This is a genomic window from Pseudomonas germanica (genome assembly GCF_019614655.1).
Taxonomy (GTDB): Bacteria; Pseudomonadota; Gammaproteobacteria; order Pseudomonadales; family Pseudomonadaceae; genus Aquipseudomonas; species Aquipseudomonas neuropathica.
In genome coordinates this window covers 1,256,581-1,275,084 of the sequence record NZ_CP071586.1, presented here as the reverse complement: position 1 = coordinate 1,275,084, position 18,504 = coordinate 1,256,581, and the positions used below count along the sequence as shown (strand labels likewise).

Genomic DNA, 18,504 nt, shown 5'->3' with positions numbered 1-18,504 from the left:
ACTCCATCGGTTCAGTGGCTGGCTGTTCAAAAAGGCTTGTCGAAGGTGATTTTCGGCTCTTTCCATGGGCCTTTGACGGTGTATTTCACACTGGCAAAGCGCGCCACACGGTCACCGATCAGTTTGTCGATCAGGAACAACGCGCCGCCGACCGCCGGTGCGCCAACGATCAACGCGGCAATCGGCAGGTTGTTGGTCACCGGCAAGGTCACCAGCAACTTGGCATCGACCTTGTCGCCGACCAGGTCCAGCGTACCGTCCAGCTCAAGGTTGCTCGAAGGACCGGTCAGGCGAATCGGCTCACGGGTGACATACACACCATTGTTCGCCACCAACAGGCCTTTGACCCGGTCGTAGCTCAAGCCTTTGCCGAACAGATCGGAGAAGTCCAGACGCAGACGCCGGCCGATGGAGTTGAAGTTAAGCAGGCCAAATACTCGCAACGCCTGCGCGCCGCCCTCTACTTCAACAAACTGACCTTTGTTCAACGACGCATCGAGCGTGCCGGAGAAGCGCTTGGTCGCCAGCCAGGCCGGCGAGCCCGGCCAACGGCCGTCGACGTCCATATGAAATTCTTCGCTGGTCACGCTCGGCGCAAAGCCCCAGCCCTTGAGCACATCGGCGAGGTTCTTGCCGCCAATCCGGCCCTTGAACCAGCTATTGGTCGCCCCGGGCGCACCCTCCCAGCCGCCATTGCCCTGCAACAGGATGCCTTTGAGGCCCATGTCGAGATTATTCAGGGCGATGCCCTTGGCGGTTGGTCGCACTTTCAAAGACCAGCCACCGACCAGATCCGGCCCCAGAAACAGTTGATTGATCGTGATATCCAGCGCTGGAATCTTCGTCGGATCCACCGAAACCAAAGGGTCCGGCGAATTCTCGTCAGCCTGCACCGTCGGGTCCGGCGCCGGCAGCTTCACGTATTGCAGATTGACCGCAATCGGCACGGCTTTGGCATCCGGCAGGTTCGCCGAGCCTTTGGCCTGCTGGCTATCGAGGGACAGATTCCACGCGCCCGGCTTGCGATTGACCTGAACCGACGCCTGATCCAGCGTGGTCCCGAATGCCGTGAGCTTACCGACCTTGAAATCAGCACTGTTGAGCAATTGCTTGGCGCTGCCGCCCGGATCCTGCCCGGCGTATTTGTTCACCAGATCCTGCCACGGCGCGACGTCCAGTTCCGAGAGCACGCCGCGAATCCGCAAGCCTTTGGCGCCCGGCAGCACCGCTTCGCCGGCACCGAGGAACAATTCACCCCGGCCCTCGGCAAAATTGCTCGGCGGTGCCGCGAAGGTGAAATTGGCCAGTTGGTCGTAGTTGAACCAATAACGCCGCTCCTGCCCCTGCAAGGTCATGCGGAACACGGTATCGCGTCCGACATCTGCCGCCATACCGAACGGTGCCGGCAGATCCACCGCCACACCCTTCATGCTGGAGCTGACCATCAACTGGCTGTCGGCGCCGTCCAGATTCAATTGCAACTGATAAGGAATGGTTCCGGAGACCGGCAGTGGTTGTGTCACGCCCAGCCAGTCGGTGAGTTTCTTCACTTCGACCTGACCGGATGCGGCGACCCGGGTCTTGAGCTTGCCGGGGCTGCCATCGGCGAAGATCTGTGCGGTTACCGGTTTGTCGAACGCCCGCGCGGCGATGTTCTGCCCGCTGAGTCCTTTGGCGCTGTCGAAACGGAAATCGCCTTTGAGTTGCGTCAGCTCCAGCTTTGGCTCGGCGAGTTTCAGGCGCGCATTGGCGGTTTTGAAGTCGACCAGAATCTTCGGCAGATCGCCGCCCTTGTCCAGCGGGATGTCCAGTTTGAGCTTGCCTTGCAGATCCCCCGCCCCTTCCCATCCGGCAAAGGTTTCACCGGTGCCGATCGGTGCGTCCTGAAGAATTTTCAGACCATCACCGAGGCCGCCGGCAAACCCGCCATCGAGATACATGTGCGTATGTTGTCCGGCCGGCACATGGGGAATATTGACGAAGACATCGCTGACCTGAGTGTCGAGCAACTGGCCCTTGTCAGCCCAGATCCGCACACCGCTGTCTTCGATAAACACATCGCCACTGACCTTGCTTACGTGCGGCCAGCCCGGCTGGAAGGCCAGTTCAGCGTCGTGCACTTTGAAGAACAGGCTGATGCTGCGGTCGGCCTCCCCGGCATTTTTGCTCAGCGATCCCTGATACTGGAAGAAACCCTGGTCGACCGCACCTTTGAGAATGGCCGTACGCAGCCACTCGTCGAGTGCTGGACTAAGCACTTCGGGGAGATATTTGGCGGTATAACGACCGTCGCCATCGACCAGACCGACCCGCAGGTCCATGTAGTCTTCCTGGCTATGGTCGAAATGCAGGCGTATCAGGAAATCGCCGGCAATCTTGCCCTCCTCGCCAAGCACCTTCAGGTACGGAGCGATCAGGGTGAAGCCGTCTTTGTCGAGCTTCCAGGTCAGGCGTGCATTGGCCTGAATGTACTGCCATGGCTTAGCGAAAATCGGGTCGAGGTGCAGGACAAAATCCTTGCTGTCCATGCGCAACTCGCCACCGTCGAGGTTGCCGCTGAGGCTACCGCTGACGTTTCGAGCCGCCGGAGCGCCGTGATAGGCGTCGAAACCGACATTGTCCAGATTGGTGGCGAAACTGAACTTATTGCCATCGGTGGCATTGGGGCGGAAATCCAGCAGCACGTTACGCAGGCCACCGGTGACTTTCAGATGATCGACAGCCGTAGCGAAACCTTGCGGCAACGGCCCCAACGCATTGAGCAACGGGGTGATCGGAGTCAGATCGAGACGATCCGCTTGCAAGTGCCAGAGCTCGTCCACCTTGTCGGTCGCGCGCGTCTGCTTCAGTTGTACATGCGACTCCCAACGGCTTTCGCCGAAACTCATCGCCAGTGCATCGAGGGTAACGGTCGCGCCCTCGGCACTGTTCTCGTAGTAGGCGTTAAGCGCCAGATTATTGATCTGGATCGGCTTGCGATCGGCATAGGCGCCGGTCAGTTGCGGAGCATTCAAGCGTAACGCAGCACTCTGCAGCGTGCCCTTGGCCCAATTGACCCAGAGTTCGCCGCCGGCTTTGATCTCGGAAAAATTCCATTGTTGGGTAAGACGCTCTGGCAGCCATTTCGACCAGTCGCTTTGCGGCAGGCTGGCGTAACCGTCCACCACACTGTCCTTCAATTGCTCGGGGCGAATCCGCGTGCGCAGGCTCAGTGCAACGGGCTGGCCATCCGGCAAGGTCAAACGCGCATCGAGCCGTTGACGGCTGGCGCCGGTTTTCAGATTAAGGCCGACATAAGTTAGGGTCAGCGGCGCGTGATCCAGCGGTTGCAGGGTCACCTGACTGTCGAGCACCGACAGTTGCTGAATCATTTGCGAGCGATTGAACAGTTGCTGCGGGTCGAGCGGTTGATCGTTCTGCACCGGCAAGCCTTCCAGCGCCCAACTGCCGTCCTCGGCTTCCTTGAGGCTGATTTTCAGGCCGTTGAGTTCAAGGTGGGCAATGCGCACTTCGCGCGCCAGCAGGCTGGCCCACAGATCCGGTACCGCCCGTACCCGATCCAGACGCAACGCATTGGCGCCAGCGCCGACCATCACATCATGGGCCAGCAGGATCGGCGCAAAACCGCTCCAGTTGCCTTCAAGTTCGCCGATCTGCAACGGCATGCCGAGGGCGGCACTGGCCTTGTCTTCGATGTCGGCGCGATATTCGGCCACCAACGGGGTCAGCTCACGACCGAGACTGACGTACAACGCCATCAACACCAGAACCAACGCGCACAGGCCCAGCCCCCAGCGGGTGAATGTGGCCAAAATGCGTGTCAGACGCTCCATGTCAGTTGGCTCCCATGGCAAAAATACTGCGAAAAGCTGAGGCCAGCCGCGGTGGAATAAAAGTGACGCAGGGGATCAGAGCAGCACCACGTCATATTGTTCCTGGGAATACATGGTTTCCACCTGGAAGCGTATGGTGCGACCGATAAACCCTTCAAGCTCGGCGACGTTACCGGATTCTTCGTCAAGCAAGCGATCCACCACTTTCTGGTTCGCCAACACACGATAACCCTCAGCCTGATAGGCCCGGGCCTCGCGGAGAATCTCGCGGAAAATCTCGTAACAGATGGTTTCTGCAGTCTTCAGTTTTCCGCGCCCCTGACAGCTGCTGCACGGTTCGCACAGCACCTGCTCCAGACTTTCCCGAGTACGCTTGCGCGTCATCTGCACCAGGCCCAATTCGGTGATGCCGATGATGTTGGTCTTGGCGTGATCTCGTTCCAGTTGTTTTTCCAGCGTGCGCAACACTTGGCGTTGATGCTCTTCATCTTCCATGTCGATGAAGTCGATGATGATGATCCCGCCCAGGTTGCGCAGGCGCATTTGCCGGGCAATCGCGGTGGCCGCTTCGAGATTGGTCTTGAAGATGGTTTCTTCGAGGTTGCGATGGCCGACGAAAGCCCCGGTGTTCACATCGATGGTGGTCATGGCTTCCGCCGGATCCACCACCAGATAGCCACCGGATTTCAGCGGCACCTTGCGTTCGAGGGCTTTTTGGATTTCGTCTTCGACGCCATAGAGGTCGAAAATCGGTCGTTCACCCGGGTAGTGTTCCAGACGATCGGCGATTTCCGGCATCAGTTCGGCGACGAACTGCGTGGTTTTCTGGAAGGTTTCCCGGGAATCGATGCGAATCTTCTCGATTTTCGGGTTAACCAGATCGCGCAATGTACGCAGCGCCAAGCCGAGGTCTTCGTAAATCACACTTGGCGCGGCAATGGTTTTGATCTGTTCGTTGATCTGATCCCACAGACGTCGCAGGTAACGGATGTCCATGAGGATCTCATCGGCGCCAGCGCCTTCGGCGGCGGTGCGCAGAATGAAACCACCGGCCTCCTTGATGCCTTCCTTGGCCACGCAATCACTGACCACCTGCTTGAGGCGTTCGCGTTCGGCTTCGTCTTCGATTTTCAAAGAGATGCCGACGTGGGCGGTGCGTGGCATGTACACCAGATAACGCGAAGGTATCGACAGCTGCGTGGTCAAGCGCGCGCCTTTGGAACCGATCGGGTCCTTGGTGACTTGCACCACCAGGCTTTGACCTTCGTGCACCAGCGCGCTGATACTTTCGACCGCAGGACCTTCACGTAGAGAGATTTCGGCGGCGTGAATGAATGCCGCGCGGTCCAGGCCGATGTCGACAAACGCTGCCTGCATACCCGGCAGCACGCGGACGATCTTGCCTTTATAGATGTTGCCGACAATCCCGCGCTTTTGTGTGCGCTCAACGTGGACTTCTTGCAGCACACCGTTTTCGACCACCGCCACGCGCGACTCCATCGGCGTGATGTTGATCAGAATCTCTTCACTCATGGCAGGATCTCGTTCAGGCATGTTCACGATAATGGCCGCATCTGGATGGGTACGACGCTTATGGCGCGTTCAGGTTTTGCCAACAGGGTATGCCGAAATGGCCTAACAGTTCTGCGGTTTCGCAAACAGGCAACCCGACCACCGCCGAGTAACTGCCATTGAGGCCCGCGACAAACACCGCGCCGAGTCCCTGAATGCCATAACCACCGGCCTTGTCCCGTGGCTCGCCACTGGCCCAGTAAGCGGCCGCTTCCTCAATGCTGATCGCGCGAAACCGCACCAGACTGCGCACCACCCGCGACTCGCAGCGCTCGTCTTCAAGCACGGCGATGGCGGTCAGCACTTCATGCTCCTTGCCGGACAACATCATCAGCATGGCGCATGCATCGGCTTCGTCCACCGGTTTGCCCAGAATTTTGCCGTCCAGCACCACGGCAGTATCGGCACCCAGCACGCAGAATGGCTGAGTGGACACGACCGTGTGGCGTCCGGCCTCGGCTTTGCCGCGCGCCAAGCGTTCGACATAGGCCGAGGGCAATTCTTCGGGTGATGGGGTTTCGTCGATATCCGCACTGATGGCGGAGAACGGAACGCCGATCTGCGTGAGCAATTCACGGCGACGCGGCGATCCGGAGGCGAGGTAAAGCGGCTTCATCAAAACATCTCCCTGTTCAGTGCCCAACTTCACCGGCTCAATTGATTTTGTAGCGTCGGCGCAATCCGCGTAGGGCAAAGCTGACCCAAGGCCAGAGCAAGGCGCTGACCAGCGCCGGAAGTACCAGCGCCAGGGTTGGTTGACGGTTACCGGTCAAGGCACTGAGCCACAATTGCACCAGTTGCGCGAGGCCGAAAATCACCAGAATTACCAGGCATTGCTGCCACATCGGGAACATCCGCAGGCGTTGTTGCAATGACAATACGAGGAAGGTGATCAGGGTCAGGATCAGCGCATTCTGACCGAGCAGATCGCCCTGCAGCACGTCTTCGGCCAGGCCCAGGCAAAACGCCGTGACCATGCCCACCGTGTGCGGCATATACAAAGCCCAGAATGTCAGGAGCAAAGCCAGCCAAAGCGGGCGCAGGATCTCCATGAAAATCGGTAATGGCGACACGCTCAGGAGTATGCCGACAACAAACGTCAGCCAGACAATCCAGCCGTTACGCGATGCGGTAGCCCCGACCATTATTCTTGTCTCCCGGTTGTCGCTGGTGCATTGACGGGCGGTTTGGCCGCAGGTCGCGCAGCCGGCTGGGCAGCTGGCGGTTTGCTTACCGCGGGCTTGGCCGGTGTGGCGCTAGCGGCGGCGGTCGGTGCGGCAGGCGTCGCGGGCGTCGCAGTGGCTGCGGCAGGCGGGGTCACGGTTTTCGGTACAGTGGCCGGAATAATCGGGCCGCCGCCAAAAGCATCAAGATTTTCCTGCGCTTGCGCCGCATCGTTGGCACGCTCTTCGGCGGTGCGGTTGTCGCTGAACACCAGCAACATGTAGCGGCTGCGGTTCAGCGCGGCGGTCGGTACGGCGCGAACGATGGCGAACGGCTGACCGGAATCGTGGATCACTTCCTTCACCGTCGCGACCGGATAGCCTGCCGGGAAACGCTGACCAAGGCCGGAGCTGACCAGCAGATCGCCTTCCTTGATATCGGCCGTGTCGGCGACGTGGCGCAACTCCAGGCGCTCAGGGTTGCCGGTGCCGCTGGCAATGGCCCGCAGCCCGTTGCGATTGACCTGTACCGGAATGCTGTGTGTGCTGTCAGTGAGCAGCAAGACACGCGAGGTGTAAGGCATCAACTCGACCACCTGGCCCATCAGACCGCGCGCATCGAGCACCGGCTGACCGAGCACCACACCGTCACGCTCACCTTTATTGATGATGATGCGATGGGTGAACGGGTTGGGGTCCATGCCGATCAACTCGGCCACTTCGACCTTTTCGTTGACCAGTGCAGAGGAATTGAGCAACTCGCGCAACCGAACGTTCTGCTCGGTGAGGGCGGCAAGCTTTTGCATGCGCCCCTGCAGCAGCAGGTTTTCGGTTTTGAGTTTTTCGTTTTCGGCGACAAGCTCGGTGCGGCTGCCGAACTGGCTGGCGACACCTTCCCACAAGCGACCCGGCAGGTCGGTGATCCAGTAGGCATCCATCAGCACCAGCGACGCTTGCTTGCGCGCAGGCTTGAGCAGGTCAAAGCGGGCATCGACCACCATCAGCGCGATCGATAGCACGGCCAGCACCAACAGGCGCACGCCCAACGAAGGGCCCTTGGCGAAAAGCGGTTTAATAAGCCGCTCCTCCCAGGCAAATGTTCTGTTTATTCATACGGCATCAAACCGGCCTGGATGAAGACTGACAGAAGATAAACGCCAACAGGCAGCACTGCAAAGTGCTGCCTGCGCGCTCACCCACGTATTGCACTCGGCGACTTATTCGCTCGAGAGCAGGTCCATGGTGTGCTTATCCATCATTTCCAATGCACGGCCACCGCCGCGAGCCACACAGGTCAGCGGATCTTCGGCAACGATCACTGGCAGACCGGTTTCCTGGGCCAGCAACTTGTCGAGGTCACGCAGCAGCGCGCCACCACCGGTCAGCACCAGGCCACGCTCGGCGATGTCGGAAGCCAGTTCCGGCGGCGATTGCTCCAGGGCACTTTTCACAGCCTGAACGATGGTTGCCAGGGACTCTTGCAGAGCTTCCAGCACTTCGTTGGAGTTCAGGGTGAATGCGCGTGGAACGCCTTCGGCCAGGTTGCGACCGCGAACGTCGACTTCGCGAACTTCGCCGCCCGGGTAGGCCGTGCCGATTTCCTGTTTGATGCGCTCAGCGGTGGATTCACCGATCAGGCTGCCGTAGTTACGACGCACGTAAGTGATGATCGCCTCGTCGAAGCGGTCGCCGCCAACGCGGACGGATTCGGCATACACCACACCGTTCAGGGAGATCAGCGCGATTTCAGTGGTACCACCACCGATATCCACGACCATCGAGCCGCGCGCTTCTTCGACCGGCAGGCCGGCACCGATCGCAGCCGCCATTGGCTCTTCGATCAGGAACACTTCACGGGCACCGGCACCGAGGGCCGATTCACGGATGGCGCGACGCTCAACCTGGGTGGATTTGCATGGAACGCAGATCAGCACACGAGGGCTAGGCTGCAGAAAGCTGTTTTCATGAACCTTGTTAATAAAGTATTGCAGCATCTTTTCGCAGACGCTGAAGTCGGCGATCACGCCGTCTTTCATCGGACGAATGGCAGCAATGTTGCCCGGCGTACGGCCGAGCATGCGCTTGGCTTCGGTGCCGACAGCAACGACACTTTTCTGGTTACCGTGTGTCCGAATGGCCACAACCGATGGCTCATTCAGGACGATACCGCGCTCGCGCACGTAAATAAGGGTGTTGGCAGTGCCCAGGTCAATGGAAAGATCGCTGGAAAACATGCCACGCAGTTTCTTGAACATGGGAAAGGGACCCTAGGCAACGCGTGGGTAAAAAAGTGCGGCAAACTCTAACAACGACAGGGATTTTGGGCAAGGCGCCAATATGTTAAATTGGCCGCTTTTCTGTGCACCAAGCCCCACAATCGCGGCCTTATGACCGTAGAAGTGCGGTAGTGTTCCGACAATCTAACACACGGACGCCGTCCGTTCTGTTTTCCACAGGAGAATCCCGATGGCGCTAGAACGCTCCGACGTGGAAAAAATCGCTCATCTGGCCTGCCTTGGCCTTAATGATGCCGATCTTCCACACATTACTTCCGCCCTCAACAGCATTCTCGGTCTGGTCGACGAAATGCAGGCTGTTAATACCGACGGAATCGAGCCTCTGGCCCACCCGCTGGAAGCCAGTCAGCGCCTGCGCGCCGACGTTGTGACCGAGACCAATCACCGCGAGGCCTACCAATCCATCGCACCAGCGGTCGAAAACGGCCTGTATCTGGTTCCGAAAGTCATCGACTAAAGGGAAAGAGCCTGCAATGCATCAAATGACTCTGGCCGAGATCGCCCGCGGTCTCGCCGATAAAAAGTTTTCCTCCGAAGAGCTGACCAAAGTCCTGCTGGCGCGCATCACCCAGCTCGATCCGCAGCTCAACAGTTTCATCAGCCTCACCGAAGAGCTGGCGCTCGAGCAGGCGAAAGCCGCCGATGCACGCCGGGCCAACGGTGAGAGCGGCGCCCTGCTCGGCGCGCCGATCGCTCACAAAGACCTGTTCTGCACCCAGGGCATTCGCACCAGCTGTGGCTCGAAGATGCTCGACAACTTCAAGGCTCCGTACGACGCCACCGTGGTTGCAAAACTGGCGGCTGCCGGCGCTGTGACCCTGGGCAAGACCAACATGGACGAATTCGCCATGGGGTCGGCCAACGAGTCGAGCTGGTACGGCGCGGTGAAAAACCCGTGGAACCTGGAACACGTGCCGGGCGGTTCGTCCGGCGGTTCGGCGGCGGCAGTAGCCGCTCGTCTGTTGCCTGCGGCCACGGCCACCGACACCGGCGGCTCGATCCGTCAGCCAGCTGCGTTCACCAACCTCACCGGCCTGAAACCGACCTACGGTCGTGTTTCGCGCTGGGGCATGATTGCTTACGCCTCCAGCCTTGATCAGGGCGGCCCGTTGGCGCGCACCGCCGAAGACTGCGCGATTTTGTTGCAAGGTATGGCCGGCTTCGATCAGAACGACTCCACCAGCATCGATGAGCCGGTGCCGGATTACTCCGCAAGCCTCGGCGACTCGCTGCAAGGCCTGCGCATCGGCGTGCCGAAGGAATACTTCAGCGCCGGTCTCGACCCGCGCATAGCCGAGCTGATCCAGAACAGCATCAAAGAGCTGCAGAAGCTCGGTGCGGTGATCAAGGAAATCAGCCTGCCGAACATGCAGCACGCGATCCCTGCGTACTACGTGATCGCGCCGGCAGAAGCGTCTTCGAACCTGTCGCGTTTCGACGGCGTGCGTTTCGGCCATCGCTGCGAGCAACCGAAAGACCTGATCGACCTGTACAAGCGCTCCCGTGGCGAAGGCTTCGGCGCGGAAGTGCAGCGCCGGATCATGGTCGGTGCCTACGCGCTGTCCGCCGGTTACTACGACGCCTACTACCTGAAAGCGCAGAAGATCCGTCGCCTGGTGAAGAACGATTTCATGGCTGCCTTTAATGAGGTCGACATCATCCTCGGCCCAACCACGCCGAACCCGGCCTGGAAACTCGGCGCCAAGAACAGCGACCCGGTCGCTGCCTATCTGGAAGACGTCTACACCATCACCGCCAACCTCGCGGGCCTGCCGGGCCTGTCGATGCCGGCCGGTTTTGTCGACGGTCTGCCGGTGGGCGTGCAGTTGCTCGCGCCGTATTTCCAGGAAGGTCGCCTGTTGAACGTTGCCCACCAGTATCAGCTCAACACTGACTGGCACACCCGCACCCCAACCGGCTTCTGAGGAGACACACATGCAATGGGAAGTCGTGATCGGGCTGGAGATTCACACTCAGCTCACTACCCGGTCGAAAATCTTTTCCGGTAGTTCCACCACATTCGGTTCCGAGCCGAACACTCAGGCCAGCCTGATCGACCTGGGTATGCCCGGCGTTCTGCCGGTGCTGAACCAGGAAGCGGTGCGCATGGCGGTGATGTTCGGTCTGGCGATTGACGCCGAGATCGGTCAGCACAACGTGTTCGCGCGCAAGAACTACTTCTACCCGGACCTGCCGAAGGGCTACCAGATCAGCCAGATGGAGTTGCCGATCGTCGGCAAGGGCCACCTGGACATCGCCCTGGAAGACGGCACGGTCAAACGTGTCGGCATCACCCGCGCGCACCTGGAAGAAGACGCCGGCAAGAGCCTGCACGAAGAGTTCAACGGTGCCACCGGCATCGACCTGAACCGTGCCGGCACACCGCTGCTGGAAATCGTGTCCGAGCCGGACATGCGCAGCGCCAAGGAAGCCGTGGCTTACGTCAAGGCGATCCACGCGCTGGTACGTTATCTGGGTATCTGCGACGGCAACATGGCCGAAGGCTCGCTGCGTTGCGACTGCAACGTGTCGATCCGTCCGAAAGGCCAGGTTGAGTTCGGCACGCGCTGCGAGATCAAGAACGTCAACTCGTTCCGCTTCATCGAGAAGGCGATCAACTCCGAGATCCAGCGTCAGATCGAGCTGATCGAAGACGGCGGCAAAGTGATCCAGCAGACCCGTCTGTACGATCCGAACAAGGACGAGACCCGTCCGATGCGTTCGAAAGAGGAAGCCAACGACTACCGTTACTTCCCCGATCCGGACCTGCTGCCGGTGGTCATCGAAGAGTCGTTCCTCGGCGAGGTGCGCGCCACCCTGCCGGAACTGCCACCGCAAAAACGCGAGCGCTTCCAGAGCCAGTTCGGTCTGTCGGCGTACGACGCCAACGTGCTGGCCACCAGCCGTGAGCAAGCGGACTACTTCGAGAAAGTCGCAGCCATCGGCGGCGACGCGAAACTGGCGGCGAACTGGGTGATGGTCGAGTTGGGCAGCCTGCTCAACAAGCAAGGCCTGGACATCGACGAGTCGCCGGTTTCCGCTGAACTGCTGGGCGGCATGCTGCTGCGCATCAAGGACAACACCATCTCCGGCAAGATTGCCAAGGTTGTGTTCGAAGCGATGGCCAACGGTGAAGGCAGCGCAGACGAGATCATCGAAAAACGTGGCCTGAAGCAGGTTACCGACAGCGGCGCGATCTCGGCCGTGCTCGACGAAATGCTCGCGGCCAACGCCGAGCAAGTTGAACAATACCGTGCGGCTGATGAAGCCAAACGCGGCAAGATGTTCGGCTTCTTTGTCGGTCAGGCGATGAAAGCGTCGAAAGGCAAAGCCAACCCGCAGCAAGTGAACGAACTGCTGAAAAGCAAGCTCGAAGGCTGATTCTGGCCCCGCGCTCGGGGATCGTTCCCACGCTCTGCGTGGGAATGCCGCCCCGGACGCTCCGCGTCCATTGCGGTGTGACGCAGAGCGTCACGGGATGCATTCCCACGCTGGAGCGTGGGAACGATCACTTTGGAGTATCTGAATGAAACGTCTGCTCGGCGCCTGCGCCCTGCTCTCCTTGCTGGCCGGTTGCGCCAGCACCGACATCATCGACCCGCACGGTTACGACCAGACCGGTGTCGCCTCTTATTACGGTGCCAAGCACCACGGTAAACGGACCGCCAGTGGCGAGCCGTTCAACCAGAATTCCCTGACCGCCGCCCACCGCCAGCTACCCTTTGGCACGCGGGTGAAGGTCACCAACCTGAAAAACGATGAATCTGTTGTGGTCCGCATCAACGACCGTGGCCCGCATACCCGTGGACGCCTGATCGATGTGTCCCGTGAGGCCGCCGAACAACTCGGCATGCTGCGCAGCGGCACCGCGCGGGTTCGCGTGCAGGCTCTCGACGACTGATGGAGCGCTGACCATTTTCGGATTAGCCGATTTACCCCTGATCAGCGTGATCGAACTGCTCGCCGGCCTGTGCCTGCTGATCTTCGGCGCCGAACTGATGGTGCGCGCGGCGGTGCGCCTGGCAGCACGCCTGCATGTGCGACCGCTGATCATCGGCCTGACCATCGTCGCCCTCGGCAGCAGCGCACCGCAAATGGCCGTCAGCCTGCAAGCGGCGCTGGCGCATAACCCGGACATCGCCGTCGGCAGTGTGGTCGGCAGCAGCATCTTCAATATCCTTGTCACCCTAGGGCTTTCCGCGCTGATCATTCCTCTGCGCGTCTCGCGGCAACTGGTGCGCCTGGATATTCCGCTGATGATCGGTGCCAGCCTGCTGGTATTCGTGCTGGCATGGAATGAAGAGATCGGGCGCTTCGACGGCATCCTATTGTTGGCGGCTTTGGCGTTGTATCTCGGTTTACTGCTGCGCCAGTCACGGCATTCGACGCGACCGCATTCGGAACATCCTGAAACGGCGCAAGCCTCGTGGTTCAGCAGCCTGTTAATGATCGTTATCGGTCTGGCGATGCTGGTGTTTGCCGGGCATCTGCTGCTGGGCGCCGCGGTTGTGGTAGCTACTGATCTTGGATTCTCCGAGCGCGTCATCGGCCTGACCGTGGTGGCCGTCGGCACGTCGCTGCCGGAACTGGCTACGTCATTGATCGCAGCCTTGCGCGGACAACGCGACATCGCCGTCGGCAACGTGATCGGCGCCAACCTGTTCAACCTGCTCGGGGTGCTCGGCCTGACCGCATTGATCGCACCGACGCCGCTGTCGGTGTCGCCGAACGCACTGGATTTCGACTTGCCGGTGATGCTCGGCGTTGCCGCACTGTGCCTGCCGGTGTTCTATTCCGGCTACCGCGTGACGCGCGCCGAAGGTTTGCTGTTGCTCGGTTTGTACCTGGCGTACGGGCTGCACGTGGTGTCGTTTACCACCGGCATGCCGCTGGCCGGCAAGCTTGAGCGGCTGATGCTGTTTTATGTCTTGCCGACGCTGTTGACGTTCCTGCTGTTCACGTCGATCCGCGCCTGGCGCCGCCAACACCACAAGAGTGATAAACCATGACCGAATCGAAGAAGTCCGGGGTTGAAGTCCGCCGCCAGGTAATGGGCGATGCGTTTGTTGATCGCGCGCTGGGCAACGCCACCGAGTTCACCCAGCCGTTGCAGGATTTCGTCAATGAACATGCCTGGGGTGGCGTGTGGAATCGTGAAGGTTTGCCGCTGAAAACCCGCAGTTTGATCACCCTCGCCGCGCTGACCGCATTGAAGTGCCCGCAAGAGTTGAAAGGTCATGTGCGCGGCGCGCTGAACAACGGCTGCACGGTGGACGAGATCCGTGAGGCGTTGCTGCATTGCGCAGTGTATGCCGGCGTGCCGGCGGCGATCGATGCGTTTCGGGCAGCGCAGGAAGTGATCGACAGTTACGAGAAAAGCTAAAAGATCGCAGCCTTCGGCAGCTCCTACATGGAAATGCGGTCTCCTGTAGGAGCTGCCGCAGGCTGCGATCTTTTGATCTTGCCTTTATATCCACCCACCCCACTGCAAAACGAAGATCCCGACGTTGGTGGTAATCGCCGCCATCAACGTGGTCATTACGATAATCGCCGCCGCCAGTTCATGATTGCCCTGCGCCGCCCGCGCCATGACGAAACTTGCCGCCGCCGTCGGGCTACCGAAATACAGAAACAGAATCCCCAACTCCGCCCCACGAAAGCCCCACAACCACGCCCCCAGGGTCGCCAGCACTGGCAAACCAACCATCTTCACCAGACTCGAACTCAGCGCCATGTTGCCGCTCTTGCGCAGCGCCGCCAGCGACAGAGTGCCGCCAATGCAGATCAGCGCCAATGGCAAGGTGGTCTGCGCCAGATACTGGCCGGAAGTTTCCAGCCAGCCCGGCAAACCAATCTTGAAATAGGCAAACGGTGCTGCCGCAATCACGCTGATGATCAACGGATTGCTGAACACGCTTTTGCAGATGCTCCACGGATCGGATTTGATCACCGGGCTGTATACCGCGAGCACGATGGTCGACAGCGTGTTGTAAAACAGGATCACCAGCGCCGCGAGAATCGCCCCGAGGGAAATCCCGTAATCGCCGTACATGCTCGCCGCCAGCGCCAGACCGATCACGCCGTTATTGCCGCGAAACGCGCCCTGGGTGTAGATGCCGCGATCTTCGCGCGGGCATTTGAAAATCGCCCAGCCCCAGGCCAGGGCAAAACTCACCAGCGTGGCGAGGGAAAAGTAGATCAGCAGGGACGGTTGCAACGCGGCGTGCAGGTCGGCATGCAGAATGCCGAGGAACAGCAGCGCCGGCATGGTGACGTTGAACACCAGCGACGAGGCCGTGTGGATGAAGTTGTCGTTGATCCAGTCGATGCGCTTGAGCAGCACACCGAGAAACAGCATGGCAAAAACCGGCGCGGTGATGTTCAGGGTTTCGAGAAAGATTGCCAGCATGCCGGGGAGCCTTGGGTGAGCGTCGTTAGGGGGCTAATGATAAGCCAAAAGCTTGAAAAGCCCCTCACCCTAACCCTCTCCCCGAGGGAGAGGGGACTGACCGAGGTGTTTTGCGGCATACATCGACCTGCAAGACCGAGTCGATTATGGATTCGGCAAAGCACTTTCAGGTCGATGTACTTCTTAAATATTCCCGGATCGGCCCCCTCTCCCCCCGGGAGAGGGATGGGCGGGCGGCGTTCCGATGAGGGTAGCTTTTACTCCCCCCGTCAAAAAACCATCAGGTAATCGGCGCCGGATTGAACAACGTAATGTCGTTATGCAGCTTGTGCTTCTCCGCCCATGTCTGCTGCTTGCCGCTCGCCACATCCAGGTAATAGTGAAACAGCTCCCAACCCAACTCCTCGATGGTCGCCCGCCCGGTAGCAATCCGCCCGGCGTCGATATCGATCAGATCCGGCCAGCGCTGCGCCAACTCCGTACGCGTCGAGACCTTCACCACTGGCGCCATCGCCAAACCATACGGCGTACCCCGCCCGGTGGTGAACACATGCAGGTTCATCCCCGCCGCCAACTGCAACGTCCCGCAAACAAAATCACTCGCTGGGGTCGCACAGAAAATCAAACCCTTCTGCTTGAAGCGCTCGCCAGGGCCAAGCACGCCATTGATTGCGCTGCTGCCGGACTTGACGATCGAACCCAGCGACTTCTCGACAATGTTCGACAGCCCGCCCTTCTTGTTGCCTGGCGTGGTGTTGGCGCTGCGATCCGCTTCGCCCTTGGCCAGGTAACGGTCGTACCAGTCCATCTCGCGCACCAGCTCCTCGGCAACGGTTTTGCTTTCGGCGCGTGAAGTCAGCAGGTAAATCGCATCGCGCACTTCGGTGACTTCGGAAAACATCACCGTCGCCCCCGCCCGCAACAGCAAATCCGAGGCGTAGCCCAGCGCCGGGTTGGCGGTGATGCCGGAAAACGCATCGCTGCCGCCGCACTGCATGCCGAGGATCAACTCGGACGCTGGCACGGTTTCGCGGCGGCGCTGGTCGAGTTTCTTCAAACGGACTTCGGCCAGCGCCATGATCTGCTCGATCATCTCGGTGAAACCGTGACTGGAGTCCTGCAAGCGATACAGCCACGGATCGCTGAGATCCACCGAAGCATCGTCCTCGTGCATGACCTGCCCGGCCTGCAATTTCTCGCAGCCCAGACTGATCACCAGCGCTTCACCACCGAGGTTCGGGTTGCGCGCCAGATTGCGCACGGTACGAATCGGGATGTAGGCGTCGGTGGCGGTAATCGCCACGCCGCAGCCATAGCTATGAGTCAGCGCCACCACATCATCGACGTGCGGATACTTCGGCAGCAGCTCTTCCTTGATGCGTTTTACCGCGTGATCAAGCACGCCGGTGACGCACTGCACGGTCGTAGTGATGCCGAGAATGTTGCGCGTGCCGACGGTGCCGTCGGCGTTGCGATAACCCTCGAACGTGAAACCTTCCAGCGGTGCCTGCGCGTCCGGCACCTCGGTGGACAGCGGCAAGCTGTCCAGCGGCGGCGCGGTCGGCATGCGCAGTTGATCTTCCTTGACCCAACTGCCTCGGCGAATCGGCTGCAACGCGTAGCCAATCACCTGACCGTAGCGAATCACCTGGCCGCCCTCGGGAATGTCTTCAAGGGTGACCTTGTGGCTCTGCGGCACAAATTCCAGCGTCACCAGGCCATCGGCAAATTCAGTGCCGGCCGGAGCGCCCTGGTCGTTGACCACGACCACCACATTGTCCCGCTCGTGCAGGCGGATGTGGCGCGGCGAGTCGGAATGTTCAATCAACTGCATGACGCCGCTCCTCAGGAATGCGCTTGAGACAATTTACCGGTGGCTTCAGTACCGCCATTGGTTGGCGGCTCTTTGAGGACCACACGTTTGATAGGGCCAACGATGACCAGATAGCTGAACACCGCGACCAGTGCGTTGGCACCGACAAACACCAGCGCCCATTTGAACGAGCCAGTGGAGCTGATGATGTAGCCAATCACGATCGGCGTGGTGATCGATGCAATGTTGCCGAAGGTGTTGAACAGGCCTCCACTCAGGCCGGCGATCTGTTTTGGCGAAGTGTCGGAAACCACTGCCCAGCCGAGTGCACCAACGCCTTTGCCGAAGAAGGCCAAAGCCATGAAGCCAACGACCATCCATTCCACTTCAACATAGTTGCAGGCAACGATGCTGCTGGAAACCAGCAGGCCGGCAATGATCGGCGCTTTGCGCGCGAAGGTCAGCGAGTGGCCCTTGCGCAGCAGATAGTCGGAAATCACCCCGCCGAGTACGCCGCCGATAAAGCCGCAGATTGCCGGTAACGAGGCAATGAAACCGGCCTTGAGAATGGTCATGCCACGCTCTTGCACCAGATACACCGGGAACCAGGTCAGGAAGAAATAGGTGATGCCGTTGATGCAGTACTGGCCCAGATACACGCCGAGCATCATGCGATTGGTCAGTAACTGACGGATGTAATCCCACTTCGGACCGTCGGACTTTTTGCCCTTTTGGTCCATATCGACCATGCCGCCGTTTTCAGCGATGTGTTTGAACTCGGCTTCGTTGATACGCGGGTGTTCACGCGGGCTGTAGATCACTTTCAGCCAGACCAGCGAGAAGATGATCCCGAGAATCCCCATAACGATGAACACGTGCTCCCAGCCAAAGGAGTAAACGATCCAGCCCATCAGCGGTGCGAACAACACGGTGGCAAAGTATTGCGCCGAGTTGAAGATCGCCGAAGCGGTACCGCGTTCAGCGGTCGGGAACCACGCGGCGACGATGCGCGCGTTGCCGGGGAACGAAGGCGCTTCAGCCAGGCCCACGAGGAAGCGCAGCATGAACAGCGCAACGATGGCGGTGGACATGCCGAACTCACCGACAAAGCCTTGCAGCACGGTGAACAGCGACCAAGTGAAAATGCTCAGGGCATAGACTTTTTTCGAGCCGAAGCGATCGAGCAGCCAGCCGCCGGGAATTTGCCCGGCCACATAGGCCCAACCGAATGCGGAGAAGATATAGCCGAGGGTGACCGCGTCAATGCCCAGATCTTTTTGCAGGCTGGAGCCGGCGATGGCGATCGTGGCGCGGTCGGCGTAGTTGATCGTGGTCACCAGAAACAGCATGAGCAGGATCAAATAGCGGACGTGAGTCGGCTTGGACGATTGCATGTAGATGTACTCCCACTGATTAT

At 59.9% G+C, this 18,504-nt stretch carries 15 protein-coding genes; 6 read left to right on the top strand and 9 right to left on the bottom strand.

The genetic code is table 11. The features are described from left to right. Nucleotides 1-26: 26 nt before the first annotated feature. The 6 genes from J0G10_RS05450 to mreB all read right to left on the bottom strand — a co-directional run bounded on the left by J0G10_RS05450 (nucleotide 27) and on the right by mreB (nucleotide 8,823). Complete coding sequence (locus J0G10_RS05450; RefSeq protein ID WP_220557842.1) at nucleotides 27-3,833, bottom strand: YhdP family protein; 3,807 nt, start codon at nucleotides 3,831-3,833, stop codon at nucleotides 27-29. A gap of 75 nt (nucleotides 3,834-3,908) precedes the next feature. Further along, nucleotides 3,909-5,366: a ribonuclease G gene (rng, locus tag J0G10_RS05445; RefSeq protein WP_007915369.1), complete on the bottom strand. Its 1,458-nt coding sequence runs from the start codon at nucleotides 5,364-5,366 to the stop codon at nucleotides 3,909-3,911. Nucleotides 5,367-5,424: 58 nt separating this feature from the next. After that, nucleotides 5,425-6,021 carry a Maf family protein gene (locus tag J0G10_RS05440; RefSeq protein WP_095049747.1) on the bottom strand — a complete coding sequence of 199 codons (597 nt, stop codon included), beginning with the start codon at nucleotides 6,019-6,021 and terminating at the stop codon, nucleotides 5,425-5,427. 37 nt (nucleotides 6,022-6,058) lie between these two features. Further along, nucleotides 6,059-6,550 carry a rod shape-determining protein MreD gene (gene mreD, locus J0G10_RS05435; RefSeq protein ID WP_034154468.1) on the bottom strand — a complete coding sequence of 164 codons (492 nt, stop codon included), beginning with the start codon at nucleotides 6,548-6,550 and terminating at the stop codon, nucleotides 6,059-6,061. Continuing rightward, a complete protein-coding gene (gene mreC, locus J0G10_RS05430; RefSeq protein WP_220558833.1) occupies nucleotides 6,550-7,644 on the bottom strand; it encodes a rod shape-determining protein MreC in 1,095 nt (364 codons plus the stop codon). Before mreC ends, mreD begins: the two co-directional genes overlap by 1 nt. Before the next feature lie 141 nt (nucleotides 7,645-7,785). Next, the gene (gene mreB, locus J0G10_RS05425) at nucleotides 7,786-8,823 is read right to left on the bottom strand and encodes a rod shape-determining protein MreB (protein WP_002555108.1); all 1,038 of its coding nucleotides are present in this window, start codon (nucleotides 8,821-8,823) and stop codon (nucleotides 7,786-7,788) included. A gap of 211 nt (nucleotides 8,824-9,034) precedes the next feature. Here mreB and gatC point away from each other — a divergent pair, with 211 nt between their 5' ends. From gatC to J0G10_RS05395, 6 genes are all read left to right on the top strand, one after another. Further along, nucleotides 9,035-9,322 (top strand): Asp-tRNA(Asn)/Glu-tRNA(Gln) amidotransferase subunit GatC, encoded by a 288-nt coding sequence (gene gatC / locus J0G10_RS05420; RefSeq protein ID WP_007901429.1) that lies wholly within the window; start codon nucleotides 9,035-9,037, stop codon nucleotides 9,320-9,322. Between the two features lie 16 nt (nucleotides 9,323-9,338). Beyond that, nucleotides 9,339-10,790 (top strand): Asp-tRNA(Asn)/Glu-tRNA(Gln) amidotransferase subunit GatA, encoded by a 1,452-nt coding sequence (gatA, locus tag J0G10_RS05415; protein ID WP_220557806.1) that lies wholly within the window; start codon nucleotides 9,339-9,341, stop codon nucleotides 10,788-10,790. Between the two features lie 10 nt (nucleotides 10,791-10,800). Further along, nucleotides 10,801-12,246: an Asp-tRNA(Asn)/Glu-tRNA(Gln) amidotransferase subunit GatB gene (gatB, locus tag J0G10_RS05410; RefSeq protein WP_095125392.1), complete on the top strand. Its 1,446-nt coding sequence runs from the start codon at nucleotides 10,801-10,803 to the stop codon at nucleotides 12,244-12,246. Nucleotides 12,247-12,391: 145 nt separating this feature from the next. Further along, nucleotides 12,392-12,766: a septal ring lytic transglycosylase RlpA family protein gene (locus tag J0G10_RS05405; RefSeq protein WP_095112682.1), complete on the top strand. Its 375-nt coding sequence runs from the start codon at nucleotides 12,392-12,394 to the stop codon at nucleotides 12,764-12,766. A 46-nt stretch (nucleotides 12,767-12,812) separates the two neighbouring features. Beyond that, nucleotides 12,813-13,874: a calcium/sodium antiporter gene (locus J0G10_RS05400; RefSeq protein WP_095049742.1), complete on the top strand. Its 1,062-nt coding sequence runs from the start codon at nucleotides 12,813-12,815 to the stop codon at nucleotides 13,872-13,874. Continuing rightward, nucleotides 13,871-14,248: a carboxymuconolactone decarboxylase family protein gene (locus J0G10_RS05395; protein WP_007915345.1), complete on the top strand. Its 378-nt coding sequence runs from the start codon at nucleotides 13,871-13,873 to the stop codon at nucleotides 14,246-14,248. Before J0G10_RS05400 ends, J0G10_RS05395 begins: the two co-directional genes overlap by 4 nt. 84 nt (nucleotides 14,249-14,332) lie before the next feature. Here J0G10_RS05395 and J0G10_RS05390 read toward each other — a convergent pair whose 3' ends face one another. The 3 genes from J0G10_RS05390 to J0G10_RS05380 all read right to left on the bottom strand — a co-directional run bounded on the left by J0G10_RS05390 (nucleotide 14,333) and on the right by J0G10_RS05380 (nucleotide 18,481). After that, nucleotides 14,333-15,274 carry an AEC family transporter gene (locus J0G10_RS05390; RefSeq protein ID WP_016984178.1) on the bottom strand — a complete coding sequence of 314 codons (942 nt, stop codon included), beginning with the start codon at nucleotides 15,272-15,274 and terminating at the stop codon, nucleotides 14,333-14,335. 280 nt (nucleotides 15,275-15,554) lie between these two features. Next, entirely contained in the window at nucleotides 15,555-17,108 is a 1,554-nt protein-coding gene (gene garD / locus J0G10_RS05385) for a galactarate dehydratase (RefSeq protein ID WP_034154460.1), read from the bottom strand. A gap of 11 nt (nucleotides 17,109-17,119) precedes the next feature. Then, on the bottom strand, nucleotides 17,120-18,481 hold the full coding sequence (locus J0G10_RS05380; protein ID WP_095049741.1) for an MFS transporter: 1,362 nt from the start codon (nucleotides 18,479-18,481) through the stop codon (nucleotides 17,120-17,122). Between the last annotated feature and the right edge of the window lie 23 nt (nucleotides 18,482-18,504).